This window comes from Pontibacter qinzhouensis (assembly GCF_008017455.1).
Lineage (GTDB): Bacteria > Bacteroidota > Bacteroidia > Cytophagales > Hymenobacteraceae > Pontibacter > Pontibacter qinzhouensis.
Window position 1 is genome coordinate 34598 of the sequence record NZ_VRTY01000017.1, and the last position, 20655, is coordinate 55252.

Sequence of the window (20655 nt, forward strand, 5' to 3'; positions counted from 1 at the left end):
CAAAAAAATATGAGAGTAAAAAGTAGCATTTTTATCAAGAGCAGCTTGCCGGTACTTGCTGTTCTAGTCATGTTCGCCTGCACGCGCATAGGCCAGAAAGAGGCAGAAAGCACAGAAGCAGAGCGCCCCAATGTCGTGCTCATCCTCACCGACGATTTAGGATATTCTGACATAGGAGCCTACGGAAGTGAAATTAACACCCCCAATCTCGATGCCTTGGCAGCATCTGGGGTGCGCTTTAAGGAGTTTTACAATGTCGGCATCTGTGCCCCTACACGCGCGGCTCTTTTAACAGGGCAGTATAACCATAATGCAGGCATCGGGCACTTTTCTTCAGACCTGGGCAACGAATATTACCAAGGCTACATCAGGAAAAACGTGCCAACCATTGCCGAAGTGCTCAGAGCTAATGGGTACAACACCCTGATGTCGGGAAAATGGCACGTAGGTTCTGATTCTCTGCAAGGCCCATCCCATAGAGGGTTCGATAATTTTTACGGGTTCTTAGGTGGTGCAAGTGTTTTCTTTGCGCATAGTCCTAACACAACCAACCTGACTGCGCTAAACCGGAATGACCAGAAAATTACAGCGCCGGATGACCCGTCATTCTATCTGACAGATGCCATTACAGACGAGGCGATTCAGATGATCGGCTCTACACAGAAACCAAACAATCCGTTTTTCCTGTATCTGGCCTACAACGCGCCACACTGGCCGCTTCAGGCAATGCCTGAAGATATAGCCAAATACAAAGGCAGGTATAATACTGGCTGGGACAACTTAAGCGAAGCCAGGTTTCAGAAGCAACTGGAACTGGGTATTGTCGACAAAGGTTTTGTAAAACCCGAAAGGCCATCAACCATACCAGCCTGGACGAGTTTAAGCGAGCAAGACAGGCAGGAGTGGGCCGCCAGAATGGAAGTGCACGCTGCCATGATTGACCGGATGGACCAGAACCTGGGGAAGCTAATTGCCTACTTAAAACAGTCTGGCCAATACGACAACACCATTTTTTTCTTTATGTCTGATAATGGCGCTGCAGGAGAAGAAATGACCAGAAACCAGGCTGGCGATAGCAAACCTGTTGTAGGAACAGCAGACTCATATTATTCTATAACCCACCACTGGGCTTATGCTGCCAATACACCTTTTTCTTATTGGAAGTCGATACCTTACGAAGGGGGCTTAAGTTCTCCTTTTATTGCTTCGTTCCCGAAGGCTTTTAACCAGAACAGAATAGTAACAGGAAGAGGGCATTTAATTGATATACTGCCTACCATTCTGGAAGCAACCCGGAGCACCTACCTGCAGGAAATTAATGGAAACCAAACCAGGCCACTTGCAGGTAAGTCGCTGGTGCCACTCCTGAGCGGTAACTCTACTGTGAGCCACGATACCTTGTTCTTTGAATGGGGTGGTAACAGAGCAGTTAGGGCAGGCGATTGGAAGTTGCTTGCCCTGCGCGGAAGTCCGAACTGGAAACTGTATAACATTAAAACAGACAGAGGCGAAACAAAAGATGTGGCCGCTGCAAATCCTGGCTTGGTTAATGACTTGAAAGGCACCTACCTTAACTGGGCTAAAGCGAACCACGTAACCAATACCGACTCCCTGCTACACGTTACCCAGAACAGCATGCTGCAATTTCAGAAAAGGATAGAACAGACCATACCTAAAGAAGTGCTGTAGTTTACTCTGTCAATCACTTCCGGCTGCCACAGAGTGTAGCAGGAAACTCTGAATAAGCCAAAGGTACATGCAAGTAAACTAAGGCACACCCTTGGCAAAATTCTGACGAAACTCCTTTGGAAGGCTCATTTTATTTAAATAATTGGAGTTTGGCGTTTAACTTAAACTTCCTAAACAGGTAAAGCTGGCATAACAAATCAGCAACTCCCAATTAAAAAACTAACGAAAATGCTTCTAAACAGGCTATTGCAGTACCTTTTGCAACATTTCTAATTTGGCGAAGCCCTCAGACAAGAAGTACATGCAAGAAAAAACATAGAGTAGACCCTTGGATATTTTTCGGTAAAAATTCTTCGGAAGGCTATTTCTATTAGCATAATTATGAGATGCATTATAAAATAAATTTCTAGAGAAACGAGAACGCTTATTTGCTTGCACTTGGTGTTCCTTCAATTAAATTGTTAGAGGTTTGTGCCTGCAAAGGACTTGCAAAGCTGCCAGAGACCGCAGAATAGTAGTCATGCATGGGAAGCCGCTCGCGCCATAATAATTCTTAATTTCTGATTTTTTAACTGACGAAGCACCGGTCAACTTACTTTGTAGATAGTTGCTATTTTTAATTCTCCCCTCAGGAACAAGTAATAACGAGAGTTTGAAACCTGTTCTTAAGGGGAGAATTTCTTCTTGAAACTAACCTGGCATGTACTGGTTAAAAGCGAGTAGGTGCTGTCGCAGTAACGTTATCAGGTTTCAAATTATTCGAATGAAAATAGTCTTCCAAAGGACTATCATCAGAATTACGTCAAGGGGTACCTGGCTTGCAATGTACTGGCCTACTTCGTTGGCTAAGAAATATGGCTGCTCTACTGCTTAATTCCATTCTTTTTTCTGCCGTACACGTTTCAATGCCATACCTTTTACTCCGCTTTATGAACATTGAAACACAGGAGCCTTTTTACAAAAAGACGACCACCATCTTAGTTGGCCTTACAGTGGCTGTCTATATACTGTACATGCTCGCCGATTTTCTGGTGCCGCTTGCATTTTCGGGCCTTTTTGCGGTGCTCTTAAACCCGCTCTACAGCAGGTTTCTGAACATGAGAATACCCCAGGTCATAGCTATTCTGCTAACCTTGCTGCTCGCTATTTTAGTGCTCGGTGCTATTTTATATTTCCTGTCTTCCCAGATCATTCAGTTTGGAGAGATGCTGCCCGTTATGAAAGAGAAGTTCGGCCAGATACTGCTCGATCTGGAGCATTGGATTGCCCGCACCTTCGGCCTGTCGCTGGAGAAGCAGGCCCAGTATATAAACGAGGCAGCCAGCAGCAACAAAGCGCTTGTAGGCCGTACCCTCAGCGGAGCGCTAGGGCTGTTCAGTGTCGTTTTCCTGATTCCGGTGTACATCTTTCTGCTGCTGTTCTACAAAACCCTGATTCTGAACTTTATTTATGAAGTGTTTTCGAAGGAAAGCTCAGAGAGTGTAGCCGGTATTCTGCAAGGCACCAAAGCGGCTATACAGAGCTATATTGTAGGGCTGCTGATAGAAACCTTTATAATTGCCATTATGAACTCTGCCGCACTTTTGTTGCTAGGAGTCGAGTATGCCATTCTGCTGGGTGTATTGGGGGCCATCCTGAACCTGATTCCTTATATTGGAGGCATTGTGGCTATTTTGCTGCCTGTTATAATAGCTACTATTACCACAGAGGGCTATACAACTCAACTGGCCATAGTGGGCGCTTACGCTGTAATTCAGTTTATCGATAACAACATTATTGTGCCGCGCATTGTGTCGTCGCAGGTACAGATCAACGCGTTGGTTTCTATTCTGGCGGTATTGCTGGGCGGGTCGCTGTGGGGGGTGTCGGGCATGTTCCTCTCTATTCCGTTTGTAGCGGTGCTCAAAATTATTTTCGATAGAATAGACGGCCTAAAACCCTGGGGCAAGCTACTGGGCGATGAGGTGCCTGTTCGGCTCATAACCATGGATTGGCGCAGAAAAAGCAAACCAAACCCAGATGGGCAGCCACCGGTGTAACCGGCAAGTCATTAACTTTTTTGTTTCTTAGGTTTAGCATAGGCACTGCTTTTCTACATCAGGAGTTTTGTACATGAACCTACTGGTTGTTAGGCCGATTCAGCTAAAAAGTAATGCAAAGCCGAAGTACTGCTGAAAATATATTTTTAACATTGAGTTGAGAAATAGCTTGCCTTTCAGCAGATTCAGGCATATTCCAATTCAAGGTCCTGAATAAGTTTTCAACCCGGCATTACTTCTTTAACACTACCCTGTAGTACTTCTTTGTTCAGTAAATTTTAACTTTTCAAGCCATAATTCTTTAGGCGACTTACTACATCCCGTAGTACAGGCAGCAGGTATCGTATTACATCAGGTAGCGTACTTTTTGCAGTTTATGATCTCTATGCTGTTGCTACAGCATCTCACGCACGTTAAAATCCATTGTTTTTACTACATCATTACCTCTCAGAGGTCTGAATTGCTGTGTTGTACTACAGCTAAAATAAAAAAACAGATTCCTGCTGATTTCAGTATGAAAGGCTAGCTGCATACAAATGGAAGTTAGTTTTGTGATGGTTTTATTTTAAAAATGGAAAGGCACAGGTATGATGTAGTATTGTAGGGGAACGAAATTTTGGAGGAGAAAATAAGTTGTTGAAATTGCCGGAGATCCATAGAACGTGCTGCTGTCGCTCCTGAGGATAAGAATTGCTTTTAACTTAATGGCTACCCGATAAGGTATACCTACAACTATGAGAAGAACTGCTACTTTCCTGACCACGTGCTTCGGTCTCTTTTTGTGCTGCTACACCAGCCTTTGGGGGCAATCTTCGCAAATGAGCACCTACTGCAACCCTGTTAACCTCGATTACACCTACATGATCTACGATGCCCACCGCGAAATCTCCTACCGATCTGGCGCAGATCCGGCCGTGGTAGAATTCAGAGGTGAGTATTACATGTTCGTGACACGCTCTATGGGCTACTGGCACTCCACTGATCTGCTTAACTGGACCTTTATAACGCCGGAGAAATGGTATTTCCAGGGATCAAACGCACCGGCCGCACACAATTACAAAGATTCGGTACTTTATGTAGCCGGCGATCCTTCCGGCTCTATGAGCATACTTTACACCGACAATCCAAAAAAAGGCGACTGGAAAGCTACTCCCGGCATCATCAACAACCTGCAGGACCCCGGTTTGTTTATTGACGATGACGACAAAGCCTATATGTTCTGGGGCTCTTCCAATACCTACCCGATCAGGGTAAAGGAACTCGATAAAAACAAACGCTTCAAACCTTCCGAAGAAACGCACGAGCTCTTTAAACTCGATGGGGAAAAACATGGCTGGGAGCGTTTCGGCGAAAACCATTCTGACACGGTGCTGGCTGGCTACATGGAAGGCCCTTGGATGACAAAGCACAACAATAAATACTACCTGCAGTATGCGGCTCCCGGCACCGAGTTTAACGTGTACGGCGATGGCGTTTATACTGCAGATTCACCTCTCGGACCTTATACTTACGCACCTAACAATCCTATATCTTACAAACCGGGTGGTTTTATGAATGGAGCAGGTCATGGCAGCACCGTTATCGGGCCTTATGGCACCTACTGGCACTTTGCCTCTAATGCTGTGTCGGTGAACGTGAACTGGGAGCGGCGCATCTGTATGTTCCCCACCTTTTTCGATAAAGATGGCCTGATGCACAGCGACACGTACTTTGGCGACTATCCGCATCATGCACCCGCAGTTGCCGGCCACAAAGGCGAGTTTACTGGTTGGATGCTGCTGTCTTACAAAAAACCGGTAAAGGCATCGTCAGCTGTAGGAGAGCACACAGTCGAAAACCTGGTAGATGAGAGTGTGAAAACCTTCTGGCTGGCCGAGAACAACAGCGACCAGCAGTGGGTGCAAGTAGACCTGCAAAAACCCGGAAAGGTGCATGCCCTGCAGGTAAATTACCACGACCACCAATCTAACATGTATGGCCGCCTGCCAGGGCTTTACCACCGCTATGTAATAGAAGGCTCCCTCGATGGGAACAACTGGTTTACGCTGGTCGACAGAAAGAACAGCTACAAAGATGTACCCAACGATTATGTGGAACTAGGTACACCACAGACTGCCCGCTACATTCGTTACAAAAACATACACGTGCCTACACCGCACCTGGCCATTTCCGGGCTTCGGGTATTTGGGTTAGGGCAGGGCAAGGCACCGGCTAAAGTCAAAAGCTTTACTGTAGAGCGTGGCTCCGACCGCCGCGATGCCATGATCCGGTGGACCAAGCAGGCGGGAGCGCAAGGCTATAACGTGCTCTGGGGCATCGCACCCGACAAGCTCTACAGCTCCTGGATGGTGTACGGCGAAAACTCCCTCGACCTGAAAAGCCTGACTGTTGACCAAACCTATTACTTTACCGTGGAGGCCTTCAACGAAAACGGTGTTTCTGGCAGAGCAAACCTTATAAAACGCTAAGGCTGCCTGCGGCAAATTAAAAATTAGAAATTAAAAATTATGGATGGCAAGTGAAGAGCAAAAGGCAATTATTCTAATGAAAAGTGCCCTCTGGAGGCTTTAAATAGTTGAGAATTGAACATTATGAGTTGAGTTGATTTGTGCTTTTACTATCCATCTTCAAATTTTCTAATCAACCATTAAACAATTTAACAATCAACAACCAAATTATTCTAATGAAAATGGCCTTACGAAGGTTCTGCCTATGCAGTTGCTGCCACAGTAAGACCTTTTATGAGTATTTCGGAAGTCTAAAATCTAACATCTACAATCTAGTATCTAAAAATTAACAGATGAAAGTCCTACGAATAATGCTGCTGCTGTGCCTGATGGCGGCAACAGGTGCCATGGCACAGAAAGCAGAAGATGCCAAGATGAACAAGTTTATTTCGGCTCTGATGAAAAAAATGACCCTGGAAGAGAAACTGGGGCAGCTTAACCTACCCGGCGCAGGCGATATTACCACTGGGCAGGCTTCCAGTGCCGACATTGCAGGCAAAATAAAGGAAGGCAAAGTAGGCGGCTTGTTCAACATTAAATCGGTAGAAAAAATACGCGATGTGCAGCGGGTAGCTGTGGAGCAGAGCCGCCTGAAAATACCGTTGCTGTTTGGCATGGACGTAATACACGGCTACCAGACGGTATTCCCGATTCCGTTGGGTTTAAGTTGCAGCTGGGATATGGCCCTGATCGAGCAAAGTGCCCGCATTGCAGCCATAGAAGCCAGTGCTGACGGAATTAACTGGACCTTCTCGCCCATGGTAGACGTATCGCGCGACCCGCGTTGGGGCCGAATGTCAGAAGGAAATGGCGAAGATCCTTATATAGGAGCCCAGATTGCCAAAGCTATGGTAAAAGGCTACCAGGGCGATGACCTCGCCAAAAATAACACGATACTGGCGTGTGTTAAACATTTTGCCTTATACGGAGCAGGAGAGGCGGGCCGCGACTATAACACTACCGACATGAGCCGCATCCGGATGTACAACGAATACTTTGAGCCTTACAAAGCAGCTATAGAGGCAGGAGCAGGCAGCGTTATGACCTCATTTAACGAAGTAGACGGCATACCGGCCAGTGCCAACAAATGGCTGATGACCGATGTGCTCCGCAAACAATGGGGCTTTAACGGCATGGTGGTAACCGACTACACCGCCATAAACGAAATGGTAGATCACGGCCTCGGCGACCTGAAAACAGTGTCGGCATTGGCGCTACAGGCAGGCGTTGATATGGACATGGTAGGCGAAGGTTTCCTGACTACGCTGAAACAATCGCTGGCAGAGAAGAAAGTGACACAGCAGCAGATAGATATGGCTTGCCGCAGGATTCTGGAAGCCAAATACAAGCTAGGCTTATTCGACGACCCGTACCGCTACTGCGATGTGCAACGCAGCAAAACAGAGATATTTACAGCCGAGCACCGAAAGGCCGCCAGAGCCACAGCCGCCCAATCGTTTGTGCTGCTCAAGAACAACAACGTATTGCCCATCAAAAAGACAGGTACCATTGCGCTTATAGGACCACTTGCCGATGCTACCTTAAACATGACCGGTACCTGGAGTGTGGCCGCAGATTTCGAGAAATCGGTTTCGGTACGGGCCGGTTTGCAAAAGGCAGTGGGCAACAACGCCAAAATACTCTATGCCAAAGGCTCCAACTTAACAGCCGACAGTGTACTGGAGGCAAATTCAACCATGTTCGGTAAATCGCTGGGCCGCGACAGGCGCTCTCCGGAGGCCATTTTAAAAGAAGCCCTGGCAATAGCAAACCAGTCTGATGTAATTGTGGCGGCATTGGGCGAGGCGGCAGAGATGAGTGGCGAGAGCTCCAGCCGCACCGACATCGAAATTCCGCAGATACAAAAGGACCTGCTGCAGGCGTTGCTCAAAACCGGTAAGCCGGTGGTGCTGGTACTGTTTACAGGCCGGCCACTGGTACTAAACTGGGAAGAAGAAAACGTGCCGGCCATTCTGAATGTTTGGTTTGGAGGTTCAGAGGCCGGAGATGCCATTGCCGATGTGCTGTTTGGAGATGTGAACCCATCCGGCAAGTTAACCGCGACTTTTCCGCGGCACCTGGGGCAGGTACCTTTGTTTTACAACCACAAGAACACCGGCCGGCCGATTGAGGAAGGCAAAGGATTCCAGAAATTTCGCTCTAACTACCTCGATGTGCCGAATGATCCGCTGTACCCATTCGGGTTTGGCCTGAGCTACACCACCTTTAGCTACAGCGATGTAAAACTGAGCAAAGCCACCTTTAAACCAGGCGAAACCATTACAGCCTCGGTAACTGTAACCAACTCCGGCTCCAGAGAGGGGCAGGAAGTAGTGCAGTTGTACATCCGCGACCTGGTAGGCAGTGTGACGCGCCCGGTAAAAGAGCTCAAAGGTTTCCAGAAAATAAACCTGAAGGCAGGCGAGTCGCGGGAGGTAACTTTTAAGATCAGCGCAGACGATCTGAAGTTCTACAACAGCGACCTGAAATTTGTGGCAGAGCCCGGCGACTTTAAACTCTTTATCGGCACCAACAGCCGCGATGTAAAAGAAACAGCCTTTACGCTCACGAATTAAGAAGCATTTTTTAAGCTGTACCCTTGACCTGTTTGGCCCTTTTTTTCTTCTGAAGGCTAATTTCATTAGAATAATTTGAGTGTAACATCTATCTAGAAGCAGTTCTATTCAGATTAACAGAACTGCTGCCAGATGTTTTGATATTTATTTGGTTAACAGGTGTTTATGGTTTGATGGAGCGTGCTGTTATCCTGTTACTTGGGGCATCGTCATTTTTATGAGGGAGTATTTTTATATCTTTGGAGAAGCTGGCACCAGGTAACGATGCGGCTAAGGAGCCATTTAGAAAAAGCCACTGCTATGGGTTTGGGTGTGGCAGGTTTTTGAAACATTGTAGCCGGAAACATGTATATGCAGCAGCTTCAGTAGGCTTGCCAGCAGCTGTAAAAATTGGCTGTTTTATTTATTGAGTGGCATGCGTATCTGCTTCAGGTGCTGCCTAAAATTGCTGACAAACAACATGTACAGAAAGATCTTACGTGCCTTATTTATCGTGCTGATTCTGGGTTTGGGGGCCGTAACAGAATCGGGGGCAACGGTAGATCTGGGTTTTCCTTTTATACAGAACTACACCAAACTGCTCTACCAGGCAGGTAACCAGAACTGGTCGGTTTGCGAAAGTCAGGACGGTGTGATGTATTACGGGAACTCCGAAGGCCTGATGGCGTACGACGGAGAACACTGGCAGCTGTACCGCATGCCGAACCGCATTATTGTACGATCGGTGGCTGCCGACGATAACGGCAAAGTGTATGTGGGAGGCTATGCTGAATTCGGTTACTGGGCCAACAACAACACAGGCAAGTTTACCTACCACTCCCTCACTAACCTGATAGAAGATAAGAACGAGCTCAAAAACGAAGTCTGGAAAATTTATGTAGAAAAGGACCGGGTGTTGTTCCAGACTTTTTCTGCGCTTTATCTTTACCAGCACGGTAAAATGAAGGTGGTAAAAGGGCCGCATGCTTTCCTGTTTCTGCTGAAAGCCCGCGACCGCTATTTTGTGGAAGTAATTCAGCAAGGGCTTTTCGAGTTAAAAGGAGATTCGCTTGTGAAGCTCCAGAACAGCAATGTGCCTGGGTTAACGAGCGTGCATACCATATTGCCTTTCAAAGAAGATCAGTTTCTGGTGGGTACCTCCAAAAACGGAGTTTTTGTTTATGATGGTGAGGAATTTACACCCTGGCAAAACGAGGCGCACCAGCTGCTAAAGCAGTACCAGCTGAACAACGGGGCAGTAGTGCAGGGCAAGTACTTCGCTTTTGGCACCATACTGAGCGGCGTTATTATTCTGAACGATGAGGGACAGGTGGTGCAGCACGTCAACAAACTGAAAGGCTTGCAAAACAACACTGTGCTTAATGTGTACACCGACCGGATGCAAAACCTCTGGACCGGCCTCGACAACGGCATAGATCGTATAGAAGTAAATTCGCCCTTGTTTTACTACTTCGATAAGAGCGGTAAGTTCGGCACGGTGTATTCCAGCATCATCTACGATAACAAAATTTACATCGGCACCAACCAGGGCCTTTTCTACAGCAACTGGTCTGCCACCGAAAACCGTTCGCTGCAGCCCTTCGATTTTACCCTCATAGAAAACTCACAGGGGCAGGTCTGGGATCTGAGCCTGGTAGGAGGCGAACTGATATGCGGGCATAATGCAGGCTCCTTCAGGGTAATGGGCAATACTATTCAGAAAATTTCGGATGTAAATGGCGGCTGGACGATTCAGCGGTTGAAGTCGAACCCGGAGCTGCTGCTGCAAGGCACCTATACCGGCCTTGTAGTGTACAAACGCAACGACTCCGGCAACTGGAGTTTCTCGCATAAAGTCGGGAATTTTGGGGAACCATCGCGTTACGTGCAGGAAGATAACACAGGGTATATCTGGGTGAGCCACAACTACAGAGGCCTCTACAAGCTAACCCTCTCCGACGACTACAGGCAGGTAAAGTCGAGCCGCAAGTACGACCAGGCAGATGGCTTGCCCGGCAATTACAACATAAACGTGTTTGACCTCGAGAACCGGATTGTTTTCTCGACAGATTCAGGATTTTATGTGTATGATGAAATCAGCGACAGGTTCCGGAAATACAACGAACTGAACAAGAAACTGGGCAGTTTTGCCGCTTCTGGCAGCGTAATTAAAGCCAACAACAAAAAATACTGGCTCATAGACCATGGCAAAGTGGCCCTTGCCGATTTTAGTGAGGCAGGTACGGTAAAAGTAAATTCAAGCCAGTTTCATATGCTGAGTGGGCACATGGTGCAGTTCTACGAAAACATAAGCCGCATCAGCAATAACATGTACCTAATCAGCATCGACGATGGTTTTGTAGTATATAATGCGGCGGTGCAGCAGCCCCAGAGAACAGCTTTGCCTGCCGTGGTTATTCGGAAAGTACAGAACACGACCAACCGCCTCAGCACCATGGCCGATACCGGTAACCCCGGTAATACAGTAGAGGTAGCCTACAACCGCAACAACATCCGGATAACCTATGCTTTACCCTACTACAGCCAGGGCAAAGCCATGTACCAGTATAAGCTGGAAGGCTACTCAAGCAACTGGTCCGACTGGAGCAGCGATGCCCAGAAAGACTTCACCAACCTGAACCAGGGCGATTATCGCTTTCTGGTAAGAGCCAAAATAGGCGAAGATGCCGTTTCGCCGGTTACAGCCTTTACTTTTACTGTGCTGCCGCCCTGGTATGCAAGCTTCTGGGCTTTTGCGTTTTATGTGCTGGTGGCAGTAGTGCTGCTTTTCCTGTTCCGGCACCTGTACCAGCGTAAGCTAAAGCGCGACCAGCAGCGCATACACGAAAAAATGGAGCAGGAAAAGCAGGAGTTTCTGCAGCAGGAAGCCCTGGCGAATGAGCAAAAAATTGTGAAGCTGAAAAACGAGCAGCTCCAGGCAGAGTTGGCTGCCAAAAGCCGGGAGCTTACCAATTCAGCGCTCAATATTGTGTCTAAAAACGAGATGCTGCAGAGCCTCCGCGACGAAATTAACCAGATTAAAGATGTAGCCGGCAAAAAAGTGCCTGACGATCAGCTTAAGAAAATACAAAAGATCATAGACGAGGGCATGGGCAACGAGCGCGATTGGGATCTTTTTGAAAGCAGCTTTAACGAGACGCATGAGAACTACTTTAAGAAGCTGAAATCGAGGTACCCCGACCTCACGCCCAACGACCTGAAGTTCTGTGCCTACCTCCGCATGAACATGTCGAGCAAAGAAATTGCCTCGCTCCTGAATATAACGGTGCGCGGTGTGGAGATCAGGCGTTACCGCCTGCGCAAACGCCTGAACATGGAGCACGAAAAGAACCTGGTGGAGTTCCTGATGGAGATTTAGCCGGTCCGGTTTTTCCTCTTTTATAATCGCTGCAATACTCTCAGAAAGCAAATATTCAAATAAAATGCCCCTTCCAAAGGCTTTTTGGCCTCCCGGCCTCCAAGGGTGCTATTGTTTCCCGGCATATCGAGTCTTCCGCGGCAGTTGCTTCTAACCAATACCCTTGGGATTATTTACATGAAATTGCTTCTGAAGGCCTATTTCATTTAAATAATTGGGCTAATGCATACCTGTCTTAGGACTATTTACTACTAACTCTCTCCTTTTTTATCCGGCAAGTGTATTCGTGGCAATAGTTCCATTAAACAAATTTTTAACTGAAGCAGGTATGGGTGGAGAGGCAGCTGCATAAGAGGTTTGCGGCTGAAAGGGGAGGTGCTTTAAGGAAAAGTAATCTGCAGAAGTGCAAATTTTGTTTTCACAAACTTTCACCTTGCTACATCAGTTTGGCTTGCCACAAAATACTTGCCTGCTCAGGGTTACTTTAGCGGTTCTCCTAAAAACTTAAATTTGGCGTTAAATATGTCATTCTGGGGTATTAGGTACTACATCATTACCTCTCATGCACTTGCTCATGCCATAATAGCAGAATTTATTAATGAAGATATCATCTCCGTATTAAACCCCATTTAAAGAGTATCTACGTACAACTGATTGTTAGATTCGCCTGGTAATCATCTTCAGTTATTGCTTCTTCTTTTTGATGTAGTAAAGTAGAGGATGATTTTTTTGATGACCCATTTATTTACCAGATCATTGTTGCATTATCTAAAACAAACCGGACCATACTTATGAAAAACTATTTACTTCTGGTGTTGTGCATGTTTAGCTTTCAGGTGCTGTTTGCGCAGGAGAATATAAGCATTCGCGGCACTGTAACGGACGCCTCTAATGGGCAGCCCCTAATCGGAGCAGGTGTTCAGGTAAAAGGAACCACTTCTGGTGGCCAGACAGATATTGATGGTAACTACACCATTGAAAATGTTCCTTCTAATGCAACGCTTGTGGTGAGGTACATCGGGTATCTCGATCAGGAAATTCCTGTAAATAATCGAGCAGTTATTAACATTGCCTTAGAGGTAAGTGCCAGCGAACTGGAGCAGGTGGTGGTAATTGGCTATGGTACCCAGCGTAAAAGAGACCTGACCGGCTCTATTACCTCGGTAGGCGGCGAAGAAATAGCCAAGCAGCCCAACCTTAACCCGTTGTCTTCTTTGCAGGGTAAGGTGGCAGGCTTAACAGTCGTGAACAGCGGTCAGGCTGGTGCCAGCCCGACTATTCGCATAAGGGGTGTAAACAGCACCAACAATACCAACCCGCTTTATGTGGTAGATGGTATTTTCCAGACGAACATCGATTACCTGAACCCCGCCGATATCGAGAGTATGGAAGTTCTACGCGACCCATCTTCTATCGCTATTTTTGGTTTGCAGGGTGGTAATGGGGTAATTGTAGTAACAACCAAGCGTGCCGCCAGAGGCGAAACCCGCGTAAATTTCCAGAGTACAGTGGGTGTGCAGCGTGTGCAGAAGAAAATTGATGTAACCGATGCTGCCGGTTTCCGGCAACTCTACGATCAGCAGCTGTCTAACCTGGGAGCCGCACCTTTTGACTATACCAATTACACCGGCAACACCAACTGGCAAGACCTCATTTTCCGGGATGCGCTAATTACAACCAACAATCTGAGCATTTCGAACAGTGGCGAGAAAACCACGACCATGGTGAGCCTGGGTTATAACAACCAGGAAGGTGTACTGAAATACGACAAGCACGAACGGTTTATTCTGCGCCTGAACCAGGAGATCAGGGTAACCGATAAAATTAAGGTAGGAGCTGACCTGAACGGTTTCCATTACAACCAACAGCCAGCAGCAGCCAACCTGAACAATGCACTTTGGGCAGCGCCTATTGTGCCGGTGCAGACAGATGCCACCACTTATTACGCCATGCCATCTTTCCAGCGGGCGCAGGTTGGTAACCCGATCGCTACCCTCAACAGGAACACAGGCAATGTGATAGACAAAGGCTACAGGATAGTAGGTAGCGTTTTCGCAGAAATTAATTTCCTGAACGATTTCACATTCCGATCTGCCGGTTATGCCAATCTGGGCTACAACAGTATAAGAAGATACAATCCGCTACCTTTTACAGAACTAATTGTAGGGGAGAATGGTCAGCCAAATGAAACGTTTTTTAATCCGCTGGTAAGAACAAGTGTAGGGCAGGAGCAGGCGGAAAACCGCAGGTTTCAGCAGGACCACACCTTAACTTACTCTAAAACAATAAACGAGAAGCACTTTGTAACAGCTCTCGCCGGTTTTACAACCTTGTTTACTGCCGATAGCAGAATCGTGGGGAACAGACAAGACACTTTGCTCAACATCCCAAGAAACCCAAGTTTCTGGTACCTGGACATTGTAGATCAGTCTACTCCTGTGCTAACCAATGAAGGCCGTGGTAATGAAAGCGCGCTCATGTCTTATTTCGGGAGAATAAATTATGCCTATAACGATCGGTATTTGCTTAACCTTACCATTAGGCGAGATGCTAGTTCTAATATTGCTCCAAACAACAGGGCTGGCACTTTTGGTAGCGTAGGCTTAGGCTGGGTCATGAGCGACGAGGCATTTTTTGAGAACATAAAAGGCATCGACTTTTTAAAGCTGCGGGCTTCCTGGGGAACAGTGGGAAGTGCCTTAGGTATTAGAAATAACATATTCAGACCTGGTGTTACCATAGCAAACAGAGCTGTTTTCGGTGATAATGTAAACACCTCTATCGCTCCAGCCTATGTACCTGACCCTAATTTAAGATGGGAAGTAGTAAGAGGAATTGACCTGGGCCTGGAAATGCGTTCGTTCAACAACAGGCTTACCTCCGAAATTGTGTTCTACGATAGAACTACCAAAGATATCATAACTGACCTTAGGCTGCCTGGGACTGCAGGCGACTTTACCTACACAACTAACCTGGGCGAAATTAGCAACAAAGGGGTGGAGATCTCCTTAGCCTGGAGCGATAACATTGGCTCCGACTTCTTTTATAGCTTTGCCCCGAACGTTAGCTACAACAAAAACAAAGTTGAGTCCATCGGTCCGAGCTTCGATTTTTCAATTCTAGGCAATGGTGGTATTAACCGCACGATTACCGGCGAATCTATCGGCCACTTTTTTGGCTACCGACAAACAGGTATTTACCAAACAGCTGCTGACTTAGACAACAGAGCGAGTTGGCCTAATTCACTGCCTGGCGATATAGCGTACGAAGATGTTAATGGCGATGGTGAGATTACGCCTGCCGACCGTGTGAACCTGGGCTCTCCGTTCCCGACCTGGAACTTTGGCGGAGCTTTCTCTGCCGGCTACAAAGCATTCGACTTTATGGTAGATGTGCAGGGTGTGGCAGGGAACAAAATCTATACCCAGCGCCGCACGGCCAACTTTGCTGCCCTCAACTACGAGACTAACCGCCTTAACGCCTGGACTGGTCCTGGCACCACCAACATAGAGCCTATTCTAGATAATACGCGTGGCAACAACTACCTCATGAGCAGCTACTTCCTGGAACCCGGAGACTACTTCCGTTTCCGGAATGTGCAGGTAGGCTACACCTTCCGGCCAACCGGCGCATCAGCCATCGGCATCAAACAACTGAGACTCTCGATCAGTGGTCAGAACATTGCCACCTTCAGCCGCACGTCGGGTTACACACCGGAGGCCCCTCTGGAAAACCCAATTTCAAGTGGTGCAGATAATGGTATATATCCATTGCCAGCTGTGTATTCATTTGGTGTAAACGCAACTTTCTAAGTCACATGAACAACAATAAGATGAGATTTCTATATAAAAAAATAAGGAATTACGGCCTAACGCTCGCTCTTGCAGTTGTAGCCTCTGTTTTTCCGGCCTGCAAAGATTTTCTGGACCGTGATCCGCAGGGAGAGTATACCGAAGATACTTACCCTTATCCACAAGGAGCAGGCCCTTACGACCAGTTTTTGTTTGCTGTCTACTCGGAGCTAAGAGATTTTGACGTACACAGCTTATCCTTTATTGCTGTTACCAGCATCCGCAGCGACGATGCCGACAAAGGTAGTACACCTTCTGACGGTGGCTCAAACGCCATCGATATGGATAACTTTCCGGTAACGGTGAATAATGGTTATGCCAATGCCATGTGGGAAGGCTACTACAATCTGATTACCAGAACAAATATTGCCATAGACCAGATTCAAAATAACGAGGCTATAGAAGCTTCACCTGAAGTGAAGGTGCAGTCAGAGGCTGAGGCAAGGTTTATGAGAGCTTATGCCTACTTTATGCTGGTACGCACATATGGCAGAGTTCCGCTTATTACAGAAGTATTCGATGACCCTGCGGCACAATCTAATGTGCCGCAGAACAATCCTGCCGAAATCTATGCCCAAATCGAAAACGATTTGCAATTCGCTGCCGCTAATCTTCCTGCAAGCTGGGACCCCTTGTTTATAGGGCGAGCTACTTCAGGGGCTGCCAATGGTATGCTGGCTAAAGTATATTTAACACAGCGTAAATGGTCGCAGGCCCTGGGTGCTGCCAACATGGTTATTATGTCGGGCCAATACGACCTGTCAACTCCTTACGATCGCATTTTCAGGGAAGAAGGGGAAAATAGCCGTGAGTCGGTGTTTGAGGTTCAGGCAACGGCCAGCAGAACTTTTCCGGAAACAAATGGTGTGCAGTACGCACCAATTCAGGGTGTAAGAGGAGCCGGTGTATGGAACTTAGGCTGGGGATGGAACACCCCAAGCGCGGCCCTCGCTGCTGCTTATGAACCCGGAGACCCACGTCGTGCACGTACTATTTTGTTTACGAGTACAACAACTGAGGCTAACGAAGGATTGACCATTTACGGAGAGAAAACGCCTCTTGGGTTACCTAACCCGCGCTACAACCACAAAGTGTATACAAACCCTGCCCGCAGAACTGCCATTGGCAGCCAGGGCGGCTGGTGGATGAACGTGCGCATTCTGCGCTATGCCGATGTGGTGCTGATGTACGCCGAGGCTGCCAATGAAATGGGGCAGACGCAGGAAGCGCTTGATAAACTGGAAATGGTGAGAGCTAGGGCAAGAAACGGTAATCCTGATATTCTTCCACCAGTTACCACTGCCAGCCAAACTGAGTTGCGCGAAGCCATACGCCGGGAGAGACGGGTAGAGTTAGGCATGGAGCACGATCGCTTTTTTGACCTGGTGCGCTGGGGCATTGCCCGTGAAGCACTTCATGCTGCCGGTAAAACCAATTTTAACGAAAACCGCGATGTGCTGCTGCCAATTCCTCAGAACCAGATAGACATCAGCAGAGGAGTACTTACTCAAAACCCAGGGTATTAATCCACTAATTTAAAGGTAGAAGAAAATGAAACTCTCAGGAATATATAAAAACAAGCAGGTAGCTGGTCTCGCACTGGCTGCCGCGCTCCTTACCTCGTGCGAATATGATGGCAACCCCAACAAGCTCGACGATGTAAACCCTGCCGATTATGCAGGAAAAGTAGATGGTTACTCCAGCTCCGACGAGATTTACCCCAACAACCTGATCGCTTACTGGTCTTTCGACGATACCAAAAACGAACTGGTAAGTGGTACGGCTCCTACTGCTTCTGCTAACGATAGGTTTGTAGATGGCGGTGTAAGAGGCAAGGCCCTGGACCTGAATGCCGGCTGGATTTATTTTGCCCAGCAGTTCGAGAACTTTAAAACCGATAACCTCAAGAGCTTCACCATCAGCCATTGGGTGCAAATTCTGAATAACGGCTCTAATAGAACTATGACCTTTCAGCTGGCCCGGCCAGGCATGTTTAACGGCAACATCAACATAGCCCTGAACACCAATGCTTTTCCGGCTACCGACGTGGATAACCTTAAAATACAACCGACTTTCAACACCATTGGCGGTGGCATGCAAGACAATATTAACACCCAGCGCGATAACCCCGGCGATGCTAACTACGTGCCTTACATTACTCCCCGCATCGGGGCCGACAGGTGGGTACACATTGTAGTAACTTACGATGGTACCTCCGGCACTTTCAACATCTGGTCGAATGGCATAAAAGCAGGAGCCTTCTCCAGTAGAGGCGTGGGCGACAACTTGTTTAATGCCTTCGAACCAAGTGAGGTTATTATTGGCGCGAACTACAATAGCATACCTGGCAAAGAAGTAAACGACGACACCAACTTTGCTCCCATGACTGGTCGCATAGACGAGATCAGGGTGTTTGATATTCCCTTGCCGGATGCACACATCCGAAGCTTGTATAACCTGGGGCTGGTAAACCAATAAAACTCCTAAAATACCCTTCACTGTTTTTAGCCGAAAATCCTTCTGGAGGGCATTTTCATCTGAATAATTCAGAAAGAGAAATCTGCATGATGGGTGCAGTATTTTATTTTAAAGTCTAGGAAGGTATTTCTACTCAAGCAACTAACCTGTAGTCCCTGCTATCGCAGCTTTGAGCAGGCAACCGGGCTACAGGTTAGTTACTTGAATAGAATAATTTGCTGCCTAAAGATCGCTGCTTTAACCTACTTTATGTTTTTAACAAAAGCTGAAACCATACTTGTTGTATGGCTAAAGTAATGTTTCTTTTAAGTTTTCTTTAGTGAATATGATGTTCTATACACGCGGCCTTGTTCAAGATGTACCTGTAAAACACTTCTGTTTTACCTGGAACCTTATTACTCTCGGCCTGCTCCTCCTGATCTCAGGCTGCAAAAAAGATAATGAGCAAGCTCTGGTAAATACCTCTGTGGCGTTTACGGTGAACGATGTGTATAACGGCACCCTGAACTACTCTGGCCTGAACCCGAAGCCAGTTGTCACCTTAAATTTTACAGAGCCTATTAACCAGAACTCTGTAGCTGATGGAATTAAATTAACCACTGCCGCTGGCGCAGCTGTTCCGCTAACTACTACCCTTCAGAACAACAACAGAACCGTTATTGTCACACCCGAAAACAACCTTAGTTCTTTCTCCAGCTATGAGCTGGCCGTAACCAGCAGCCTGCGATCGGCTACGGGTGGTCGTTTGGTTAACCCGGTTACGATCAGTTTAAAAACCGGCCTCGACGATACCGACAAATTCCCTCGCATACCAGATGAGGAACTGCTGACGCTCGTGCAGAAACAAACCTTTAAATATTTTTACGACTTTGCCCACCCCGCGAGCGGCCTGGCGCGCGAGCGAAACACATCTGGCAACACAGTTACAACTGGTGGCTCCGGCTTCGGTATTATGGCTTTGGTAACGGGTATGCACCGCGGCTTTATAACCCGTGCCGAAGGCCTCGGCCGCATCACCACAATAGTTGATTTTCTGAAAAATAAGGCAGAACGACACCATGGCGCTTACCCGCACTGGCTCGATGGCAACACCGGCGCTACCCTGCCTTTCAGTGCCAACGACAACGGAGCCGACCTGGTGGAGACTGCTTTCCTGATGCAGGGCCTGCTCACAGCCCGGCAATATTTTAACACTGCCACAGCCGCAGAAACAACACTTAGAAACGATATAACTGCTATATATAATGGCGTGGAATGGGACTGGTTCCGCAAAGACGGTGGCGATGTGTTGTACTGGCACTGGAGTCCGAATATGGGGTGGGCGCAGAACCTGCCCATTCGGGGCTGGGACGAAGCTTTGGTGACCTACGTGCTGGCAGCAGCCTCGCCCACACATACCATCCCGAAAACAGTGTACGACAATGGCTGGGCCAGAAACGGCGGCATGCGCAATGGCAACACCTACTACGGTGTGCAGTTGCCGCTGGGGCCGGAGTTAGGCGGGCCACTTTTCTTTGAGCATTATTCCTTTATGGGCATCAACCCCAAAGGCTTAACCGATGCCTACGCCAACTACGAAACCCAGACCCACGCCCACACCCTGATCAATTACAGGTATTGTGTAGACAACCCCAAGAACTTTTATGGCTACAGCGAAAACTGCTGGGGTTTAACGGCAAGCGACATCCAGAACGGCTACACGGCCAGCTCGCCCACCAACGACAGAGGCCACATTGCGCCTACTGCCGCGCTTAGCTCTTTCCCTTACACGCCCACCGAATCGATGCAGGCACTGCACTTTTTCTATTACAAACTCGGCGATAAAATCTGGAAAGACTATGGCTTTGTAGACTCCTTTTCGCTGCACGACCAGTGGTTTGCCAGTTCACACCTGGCCATCGACCAGGGGCCTATTATCGTCATGATAGAGAACCACCGTTCCGGTTTACTCTGGGACCTGTTTATGAGTGCTCCCGAAGTGCAGGCAGGTTTAAAAAAACTAGGCTTCACGAGCCCGCACCTCCAGTAACACGGCCACAGCCCTGACCAAAAAAATACTGAAAAGGCTTCGGAAGGTCATTTTCATTAGAAGAATTGGTTGTTGTTTGCTGATTGTTGATTGCTGGGAAAATATATTGTTAAATGGCTGATTAAAAT

General features: G+C 47.5%; 9 protein-coding genes. All 9 read left to right on the forward strand.

The window, feature by feature from the left end; all coding sequences use genetic code 11:
• Positions 1-9: 9 nt before the first annotated feature.
• The 9 genes from FVR03_RS06375 to FVR03_RS06415 all read left to right on the forward strand — a co-directional run bounded on the left by FVR03_RS06375 (position 10) and on the right by FVR03_RS06415 (position 20527).
• The gene (locus FVR03_RS06375) at positions 10-1689 is read left to right on the forward strand and encodes an arylsulfatase (protein ID WP_147920903.1); all 1680 of its coding nucleotides are present in this window, start codon (positions 10-12) and stop codon (positions 1687-1689) included.
• Positions 1690-2618: 929 nt separating this feature from the next.
• Positions 2619-3728: an AI-2E family transporter gene (locus FVR03_RS06380; protein ID WP_147920904.1), complete on the forward strand. Its 1110-nt coding sequence runs from the start codon at positions 2619-2621 to the stop codon at positions 3726-3728.
• Between the two features lie 734 nt (positions 3729-4462).
• Entirely contained in the window at positions 4463-6196 is a 1734-nt protein-coding gene (locus FVR03_RS06385) for a family 43 glycosylhydrolase (protein ID WP_147920905.1), read from the forward strand.
• Positions 6197-6528: 332 nt separating this feature from the next.
• Positions 6529-8811 (forward strand): beta-glucosidase BglX, encoded by a 2283-nt coding sequence (bglX, locus tag FVR03_RS06390; RefSeq protein WP_147920906.1) that lies wholly within the window; start codon positions 6529-6531, stop codon positions 8809-8811.
• Positions 8812-9271: 460 nt separating this feature from the next.
• Positions 9272-12169: a ligand-binding sensor domain-containing protein gene (locus FVR03_RS06395; protein WP_187270066.1), complete on the forward strand. Its 2898-nt coding sequence runs from the start codon at positions 9272-9274 to the stop codon at positions 12167-12169.
• A gap of 791 nt (positions 12170-12960) precedes the next feature.
• On the forward strand, positions 12961-15981 hold the full coding sequence (locus tag FVR03_RS06400) for a SusC/RagA family TonB-linked outer membrane protein (protein ID WP_147920908.1): 3021 nt from the start codon (positions 12961-12963) through the stop codon (positions 15979-15981).
• Positions 15982-16001: 20 nt separating this feature from the next.
• Positions 16002-17546, forward strand: a complete 1545-nt coding sequence (locus tag FVR03_RS06405; RefSeq protein ID WP_147920909.1) for a RagB/SusD family nutrient uptake outer membrane protein — start codon at positions 16002-16004, stop codon at positions 17544-17546.
• A gap of 25 nt (positions 17547-17571) precedes the next feature.
• Positions 17572-18498 carry a LamG-like jellyroll fold domain-containing protein gene (locus FVR03_RS06410; RefSeq protein ID WP_147920910.1) on the forward strand — a complete coding sequence of 309 codons (927 nt, stop codon included), beginning with the start codon at positions 17572-17574 and terminating at the stop codon, positions 18496-18498.
• Positions 18499-18823: 325 nt separating this feature from the next.
• Positions 18824-20527 carry a glucoamylase family protein gene (locus tag FVR03_RS06415; protein ID WP_222707181.1) on the forward strand — a complete coding sequence of 568 codons (1704 nt, stop codon included), beginning with the start codon at positions 18824-18826 and terminating at the stop codon, positions 20525-20527.
• Positions 20528-20655 lie beyond the last annotated feature (128 nt).